The sequence below is a fragment of the Streptomyces sp. NPDC001002 genome, from assembly GCF_053599215.1.
The window spans coordinates 1-7,739 of the sequence record NZ_JBSFLV010000251.1; the positions used below are offsets into that span (position 1 = coordinate 1).

The 7,739-nt window shown below is 69.3% G+C and carries 6 protein-coding genes and 1 pseudogene; 4 read left to right on the forward strand and 3 right to left on the reverse strand.

What is annotated here, in order from left to right; genetic code table 11:
* Nucleotides 1-130: 130 nt before the first annotated feature.
* On the forward strand, nt 131-1,246 hold the full coding sequence (locus ACWDR3_RS46470; protein WP_450358746.1) for a hydrolase: 1,116 nt from the start codon (nt 131-133) through the stop codon (nt 1,244-1,246).
* Nucleotides 1,247-1,299: 53 nt separating this feature from the next.
* On the opposite strand, the gene ACWDR3_RS46475 is transcribed toward ACWDR3_RS46470, so the two are convergent.
* The 3 genes from ACWDR3_RS46475 to ACWDR3_RS46485 all read right to left on the reverse strand — a co-directional run bounded on the left by ACWDR3_RS46475 (nt 1,300) and on the right by ACWDR3_RS46485 (nt 3,802).
* Entirely contained in the window at nt 1,300-2,016 is a 717-nt protein-coding gene (locus ACWDR3_RS46475; protein ID WP_450358747.1) for a siderophore-interacting protein, read from the reverse strand.
* A 56-nt stretch (nt 2,017-2,072) separates the two neighbouring features.
* A complete protein-coding gene (locus tag ACWDR3_RS46480; protein WP_450358748.1) occupies nt 2,073-2,900 on the reverse strand; it encodes an AfsR/SARP family transcriptional regulator in 828 nt (275 codons plus the stop codon).
* Between the two features lie 227 nt (nt 2,901-3,127).
* Entirely contained in the window at nt 3,128-3,802 is a 675-nt protein-coding gene (locus ACWDR3_RS46485; RefSeq protein ID WP_450358749.1) for a TetR/AcrR family transcriptional regulator, read from the reverse strand.
* Nucleotides 3,803-3,954: 152 nt separating this feature from the next.
* On the opposite strand from ACWDR3_RS46485, the gene ACWDR3_RS46490 reads away from it, so the two are divergent.
* From ACWDR3_RS46490 to ACWDR3_RS46500, 3 genes and pseudogenes are all read left to right on the forward strand, one after another.
* A complete protein-coding gene (locus ACWDR3_RS46490; protein WP_450358750.1) occupies nt 3,955-5,409 on the forward strand; it encodes an MFS transporter in 1,455 nt (484 codons plus the stop codon).
* 657 nt (nt 5,410-6,066) lie between these two features.
* Nucleotides 6,067-7,587, forward strand: coding sequence for a glycoside hydrolase family 30 protein (locus ACWDR3_RS46495; protein ID WP_450358751.1), 1,521 nt, complete (start codon nt 6,067-6,069; stop codon nt 7,585-7,587).
* Between the two features lie 59 nt (nt 7,588-7,646).
* Nucleotides 7,647-7,739, forward strand: a pseudogene (locus ACWDR3_RS46500) (ABC transporter ATP-binding protein); the annotation flags it as partial.

Sequence of the window (7,739 nt, forward strand, 5' to 3'; positions counted from 1 at the left end):
GTCCGGGTGATGCTCCTCCAGGACGCGGCGGCCAACCCGACCCGCCCACGGCGCCGGGCCCCGGCCCCTGCCCGCCCGAGAACGCGCACATCCCGCAGCAGCACACGAGACAGCTCAGCGAGGAGCACCGATGACCCGACAGCCGACGGCACCCGCCGTCACGACCGACCTCACCGCACTCGCGGCCAAGCACGCCCCGGCCGCCGAGACCGACCGCCGGCTCTCGCCGGAGGTGGTGGCCGCGCTGCTCGACGCCGGCTTCGCCCGGCACTTCGTCCCCGCAGCGCACGGTGGCCCGGCCGGCGACTTCGCCCCGCTGGGCCAGGCGTTGCAGCAGGTCGCCGAGGGCTGCCTCAGTGCCGCATGGTGCGCGATGATCTACGCGACCTCCGGCCGCATGGCCTCCTACCTGCCTGCCGAGGCGCGTGCAGAGGTGTGGGCCGACGGGCCGGACACCCTGATCGCCGCGGGCCTGGTTCCGGTGCGGGGCACCGAACCCGCGCCCGGCGGCTGGCGGCTGAGCGGCTCCTGGCGTCCCCTCAGCGGTGTCCAGTACGCCGACTGGGTGCTGTTGTGCGCGCCGGCAAAGGTGTCCGGCGGAACGCCGAGGCTGCACTTCTTCGCCGTGCCCCGGGCCGAATTGCGCATCGACGACACCTGGAACACGGTCGGAATGCGCGCCACCGGCAGTCATACCGTGACCCTGGACGGCGTGTTCGTGCCCGAGCACCGGACGTTCGCCCACGCCGACCTGTTCGCGGGTGCCGCCCACGACCGGGATCTCGCGCCCTGTCACCTGGTGCCGATGCTGGGCGCGGCCCCGCCGCTGTTCGCGGCACCTGCGCTGGGTGCGGCACGGGGTGCGCTTCGGACCTGGACCGAGTCGCATGCATGCGGGCCGGGCGCCAGGGCCGAGGCCGAGCACGACCTGATCCGGGCGCGGGCCGCGGGCGGGATCGACACGAGCGGCCTGCTGCTGGCCCGAGGGTTCGCGACGCTGGACGACTCCCCCGCCGACGAGGCCGCCTGTGCGCGTACGGCACGGGACGCGACCTTGGCGGCCGAGGGCGTCGTGCGCGCGGTGGACCTGCTCTTCCGTACGGCGGGCAGCGCGGCACAGGACTCGGCGCACCCGCTCCAGCGGGCCTGGCGCGATGTGCACTGCGCGTCGTCGCACGCCGCGCTGCGCTTCGAGCGGACGGGAGCGGCGTGGGCGCGGCTGGGCCGGCCCAAGGACGACGCCTGACTTGCGTGCCGTCGCCCCCGGCCGGGCTTTCCGCTCCGTTCAGCCCATGCGGTTCAGTCCATGCCCCGCTTGCCGGGCGTCCAGAACGGTTTGGTCAGCACCGAACGCCGGGGCCAGCCGCGCTCCCGCACCAGGTGATCGCGTACGGCCTGGACGGACCTGGCCTCTCCCGCCACATAGGCGACGCCGGCCGTGCCAGGGAGGTCCAGGCCGCGCACCGCCTCCACCAACGAGGCGGAGGCGGCGGCCGGGGCACCTTCGCGGTAGCACCAGGTCACGCCGTCGCGCAGCGGCAGCCGGTCGTCCTGGGTGTCCACCTCCACCACGGCGTCGAACGCGACATCCGCGGGCAGCGCGCCCAGCATCGGCCCGAAGGGCACCGAGGCGGTCTCGTCGCCGACGAACAGATGGCGGGCGGCGCCGAGATCGAGGACGAAGGAGCCTTCCGGTTTGGTGAAGTGAACCTGGTCCCCCGCCGCGACCGTGGTGGCCCACTGCTCGCCGGGTCCGTCGCCGCCGTGCTCCAGCACGCAGAGCTCAAGCGACTCGCCGTCGTAGTCCCACACGGAGTATGTCCGCAGCAGGCCTTTACGCCAGGTCAACGGCTGGAACAGATCGTTGACGTGGAGACGGACGTGCTGGCCCGGGGTGTAGTCCAGGCCGCGCAGCGCGGGACCGGTCAGCCGGATTCTGCGCATGCGTTTGGCCGGCAGGTCCACGGACTCGACCCGACCTCGTACGAAGATCAGATCGAGAACACGGTCCTTCATCGCATTCGCTCCCTGGAGTCGCCGGTCGTGGACCCGGTACCGGTCGCGTGGCCCGGTCATCGGATCTCGTTGTGTGCCACCAGTCGGCCGACCGTGGTGCTCCCGTCGTCCAACGCGGGGTCGGTCGCGAGGATCGCCTGCTGCAGCCGGTGCAGCCAGGGCGAGGGCTCCAGACCGAGCTCGTCGAGCATCGTCAGCCTCAGGCGCTGAAAGACCTGGAGAGCGTGAGCACGCCGGCCGCAGCGGTACAGGGCGAGCATGAGCTGTCCGTGCAGGCCCTCGTGGGTACGGTCACGGACGACGAGTCCGGACAGTTCGTCCACGATCGAGTGGTGCCGGCCCAGGGCGAGATCCACCTGGACGCGGCTGTCCATGACCGCCCTGCGGCGCTCCTCGAGGCGCAGCACCTCGGCCTCCAGTACCGGTCCGACGTGGACGTCGACCAGGGCCGGGCCCCGCCACAGTTCCATCGCGTTGCGGAGCAGTTCCGAGGCCGATTGATGATCGCCTTCTTCGCAGCGGCGCATTCCGAGATTGGCCAGCCGGTCGAACTCCGCCGCGTCGCACCGGCCGCCCTCATTGTTGAGGAGATAACCATTGCCACAGGTGACCAGGATCCGCTTCGCGTGATTGGTGTCCGGTTCACCGGGTGATATTTCCCGGGCAATCCTCTTGCGTATGTGCAGGATGTACGTCTGAAGTGTCGTCGATGCGCTCTTCGGGAGACTTCCCTCCCAGAGTTCGTCGGCAATTGAGCCGACGGTCACGACACTGTTTGCGTTCAGCGCGAGAAGCGCGAGCAGACCGCGCGGTTTTCGAGCGGTCGGAACAATTGATGATTCACCTAGCCTGACCTGGAGCGCGCCCAGGACACCGACGTTCATGCAAACTCCCCCGTGAGATGCCATGATCAGTAATTCCCGCCCCAATCGGGAAAACGCTCGGTGGATCTCTCCTTTATGCGACACTACCATCAACCAACCGGCGGATGGTTTTGAGTAGGTAAAATCGAAGCCGCCCGGAACTATCTGAATTAATTTCCAGGACACTACCGATAACCCCGTCACGGCTAATGCACAGACGAGGCACAGAGATCCGGCGAGGAAAATTGCTATTCGCGGGCCAACAGGCCGTCGACCACCACCTCGAGCGCGAAAGCAAACCTTTCCTCCGCCGTGCCCTGCATCAGATGTCCGGAGAGGGCGGCCAGCACCGGGAACCGCTCCGCGGGGAGCCTCTCCACGACGTCGGCGACACCTGAGGACCGGCGCCTTTCGGCCTGCGCCTCATCCAGCGCTCGGCCGTCGGCCTCGAAGGCCACGGCAGCGGCGTAGAGCCCCAGCAGGTCGCACGCCCAGGCGGCGGTCCGCTGCGAGATACCGCCGGCGAGCAGCAGCGTGGCGATCCGCTCGTTGAGGGCGAGCGAGGCGGGACCGGTCGGAATGCGCCCCAGTGACACCTGGGCGATCCCCGGATGGTCGCTCATCGCCCGCACGGTCGCCCTCAGCAGCTCCTCCAGCTGCACCCGCCAGCGCTCCGGATCGACCGGCTCCATCGGCACAGCCGCGAGGACGGCGTCCAGGGCCTGGCACAGCAGGTCGTCGCGGTTGTCCACGTAGACATAGAGGGACGCGGGTCCGGTGTCCAGCCGCTCGGCGACGCGCCGCATGGTGAGGGCCTGCGCGCCCTCGGTGCGCAGGATGCCGAGGGCGGCATCGATGACCACGCCGCGGCCGAGCGGGGCCTTGGCGGGACGGGATCGCGTACTGCGGGGCTCAGCGGTCATGGCTCAAGTGTACCGCTTGACGCGAACGTCGTTCGTGAGGAACATCGATCTGGACGAACGTCGTTCGTTTTGTTGACGACCAAAACGAACAGCGTTCGCGACGAACGTCGTTCGACCTGGTCCGGCCCCTCCTACCTCACCCAAGGACGCGCATGGAATCCGAAGCACCGGCCGAGGAGCTCGCTACCGACAGCCCTTCCTCCGGCTCCGTACCAGCCCCCTACGCGGCACGCTGGAAAGTCCTCGCCATCGTCCTCGTCGCCGAGGTCATGGACCTGCTCGACGCGACCATCACCAGCGTCGCCGCACCGTCCGTACGCGCGGACCTCGGCGGCGGGCAGACCACCCTTCAGTGGCTGGGAGCCGCCTACACCCTCCCCTTCGCGGTCCTGCTCGTCACCGCAGGGCGCATGGGGGACGTCTGGGGACGGCGCCGGCTGTTCGTGATCGGCGCGGTCGGCTTCACCGTAGCCTCGGCCGCCTGTGCGATGGCCACCTCCCCCGGGATGCTGCTCGCCACACGGGCGCTGCAAGGGGCGCTCGGCGCGTTGCTGATCCCGCAGGGTTTCGGCCTGATCAAGGAGGTCTTCCCGGTCTCCGAACTCGGCAAGGCCTTCGCGCTGTTCGGCCCGGTCATGGGCCTGTCGGCGGTGGGCGGCCCGATCATCGGCGGTGCGCTGGTGGACGGTGACCTGTTCGGGTCCGGCTGGCGCATGATCTTCCTGATCAACCTGCCGCTGGGCGTCCTCGCCGTGGCCGGGGCGCTGCGCCACATGCCGGCGGGCGCGCGCGTGCCCGGCGCACGGCTGGACGCCGTGGGCACGGTCCTGGTCAGTCTTTCGGCCGTCGCTCTCGTCTATCCACTGGTCCAGGGCCGTGAACTGGACTGGCCGCTCTGGTCGTTCGCGCTGATGGCACTTGGTGTGACGGGCTTCGTCCTCTTCGGCGCCCACCAGCGCCGACGCCCCGGCCGGGCTCTGGTAGAGCCGAGCCTGCTGGTCAACCGCGCATACACCAGCGGCCTCCTGGTGGCGCTGATGTTCTTCGCCGCCTTCACCGGGCTGCTCCTGGTGCTGTCCCTGTTCTTCCAGACCGGTCTGGGCTTCTCCCCCATGCGCACGGGCCTGACCATGGCCCCGCTGGCGCTCGGCGTGGCGGCCACCTCTCCCTTGTCCACGTCCCTCGCCCCGCGCTACGGGCGCAAGGTCATCCAGGCCGGCATCGCCGCGACCGCGGCCGGTCTGCTGATCCTCGCCCTCATCGTCTCGGTCACCGGCACCGACGCCACCAGTTGGAAGCTGGCCCCGGGCATCCTCGTGGTCGGCCTCGGTATGGGATTCGTGTTCGCCCCGCTGTTCGACGTCATCCTGGCGGGCGTCGCGGACCACGAGGTCGGCTCAGCCTCGGGGGTCCTCAACGCGGTGCAGCAGTTCGCCAACGCGATCGGGGTGGCGGTGGTCGCCACCGTGTTCTTCTCGTTCCTCGACGACGGGCGTACGCCGCCGGACGCGATGACACGGACCGCAGTGGCGACGATCGGACTGCTGCTCTTCGCCTTCGTGTCCGGGTACGCACTGCCCCGGACGGCACGCGTCGAGGGGCATTGAGGCCTGCCCCAGGTCGCCCATGACCCGTCGGGGCGCCCCTTGCGGCAAGAGAAGCCCCGTCTGCCCAACCGCCGGGGGACGCTGGATTCCACGGTTCCGGAGGTGATCAGCTGTCCGTCGGGACGGGTCGTGGGCCCTGGCACCGACGTCTTCCAAGCACTGCAGGAAAGCCTCATCGCGAAAGCCGCGAAGCCAGGCGAGGCCGTCCTCACCGACCCGGGGAAAGCTGCCGCCGAGGCGCTGGAGGTGCTGCGGGCGCCGCGATCGAGCGCACGGACAGGCCGTGGCCCCGCCACACGCCGGCCGGAGACCGGTCCGCGAGTTGAGCGACGTCGCCGTCACCCGGTTAGTGCCAGGTCCCACAGGTGGGCGTTGCCGTGCATCACGTGCTGGACGTCGTCGCCCTTCGGACAGCACTCACTGATCCACTCGATCCTGGACCCGCAGCTCGGACGCCTGCGGGACGCCGGAACCCTGCTGGTTTTCGAGTGGCGGCCAACGGCGCCCTGAACGCACGCGCAGACCGCGACGGCTCGGCCTGAAAGGGATCACCTCTTTATTCAAGTCTTGACTTAACACTACGGACATTGCTTGGATCGCCCGCAACGATGGTGTCGGAGCGGGGAGTTGTGAGCTGTGAGACGTTCATTCACGACCATGGCGGCAGTCGCGGCCACGACACTGTCCGTGCTGATCGGCACGGGCCCGGCCGCCCATGCGGACCGGAACAGCCACGCCCCCGCCGTGACCGGCACCTTCTCCGCCGGCGCCGCACACGCCTGGCAGTCGCTGCCGGCCGTACGGACGGGCGGCGCCGCGTCGGGACCGGTCGACGCCACCGTCGTAGCCGATCCGAGCGCACTGCGGCAGAAGTACGAGGGCATCGGCTTCTCCCTGGACGAGACAAGCGTGTCCAACCTCTGGAAGCTGACGCCCGCCAAGCGCCGCGAGGCCATCCGCCTGCTCGTCGACCCCGTGCACGGCGCCGGTCTCGACCGGTTCCGGCTGACGATCGGCAGCCCCGACCTCATCGAGCATCTGCCGTTCTGGTCGGAGGACGACCTGCCCGCGGGCGTCAAGGACGACTTCGGCCTGAAGCACTTCTCCGTCCAGCGCGACGTCGACCTGCACATCATCGACACGATCAAGCTCATCCAGCACTACAACCCGCGCGCCACGTTCTTCGCCTCGGCGTGGAGCGCACCGGCCTGGATGAAGACGAACAACCAGTTCACCGGCGAGGTCGCGCTCAAGCCGGGCAGCACCACGGACTACTACCAGGTCGGCAAGTTGCGCGACGACTGCATCGACGTCTTCGCCCGCTACTACGTCAAGTACGTCCAGGCGTACGCCCGGCACGGCATCCGCGTCGACGCGCTGACCCTGCTCAACGAGCCCGGCATGGACGTCGTCTACCCGGCCATGGACATCAGCATCGCCCAGCAGCAGAAGCTCGCCCTGGCGATGAAGCGGGAGTTCAAGTCGGCCCGGCTCAACACGCGGTTGTACGTGCACGACTTCAACTTCTGGGACTGGCGCGACCCCAACAGCACCGCGACCAAGAACTACCACCGCATCTTCGACGACGCCCCCGACGGCTCGGTCAAGGGCAAGCAGGTGCAAGACGCCACCGACGCCATCGCCTTCCACCCCTACTGGGGCGACCCGACCGTCATGCGCGACGCCTACGAGCAGACGGGCAAGCCGGTCGAGATGACGGAGACGAGCGACCTGTCGCCGTCGACCATCCTCGACTACTTCCGGCTTGACGCCAGTTCCTACATCCTGTGGGCCCAGGCGACCGACCAGGACGGCGGCACACTGCACTGGACACCGGCCCGCGACAACAACATCGACTGGGACGAGGTCGCGGCGACCACCAAGTGGCCCGACCGGCTGGTGAAGGTCAACACGAACACCAAGGACTTCACGGTCCGCGACGAGCTCTACGCCATGGGCCAGTTCGCGAAATACCTCAAGCCCGGTGACGTACGCCTGGAGTCCAGCGCCGCGCAGAACGGCGTGAGCAACGTGGTCTACCGCTCCGGCAAGAGCGGCTACGTCACCGTCCTCGGCAACAGCTCCGACGCCGACCGCACGGTCCGCGTCACCGTCGGCGGACGGAAGTTCGTGACGACCGTCCCGGCGGGCTCCTTCGCCACCTACCGCTGGAAGTGAACCGCCGGACCCGGACCCACTGACTGACGCCGCTCGGCCCCTGACCCAAGGTCAGGGGCCGGGCCACCGGACTCAAGGTGAGGGTCGGCCGGAAGCGGATGGCCGTCGACGGGCTCGACCTGTCGCTCGGCACCGGTGTGCACGGCGTGCTC

Coding starts and splice junctions, on each gene's coding strand:
- ACWDR3_RS46485 (WP_450358749.1), bottom strand. CDS start 3,802: ATGACCGCTGAGCCCCGCAGTACGCGATCCCGTCCCGCCAAGGCCCCG.
- ACWDR3_RS46475 (WP_450358747.1), bottom strand. CDS start 2,016: ATGAAGGACCGTGTTCTCGATCTGATCTTCGTACGAGGTCGGGTCGAG.
- ACWDR3_RS46490 (WP_450358750.1), top strand. CDS start 3,955: ATGGAATCCGAAGCACCGGCCGAGGAGCTCGCTACCGACAGCCCTTCC.
- ACWDR3_RS46480 (WP_450358748.1), bottom strand. CDS start 2,900: ATGAACGTCGGTGTCCTGGGCGCGCTCCAGGTCAGGCTAGGTGAATCA.
- ACWDR3_RS46470 (WP_450358746.1), top strand. CDS start 131: ATGACCCGACAGCCGACGGCACCCGCCGTCACGACCGACCTCACCGCA.
- ACWDR3_RS46495 (WP_450358751.1), top strand. CDS start 6,067: ATGGCGGCAGTCGCGGCCACGACACTGTCCGTGCTGATCGGCACGGGC.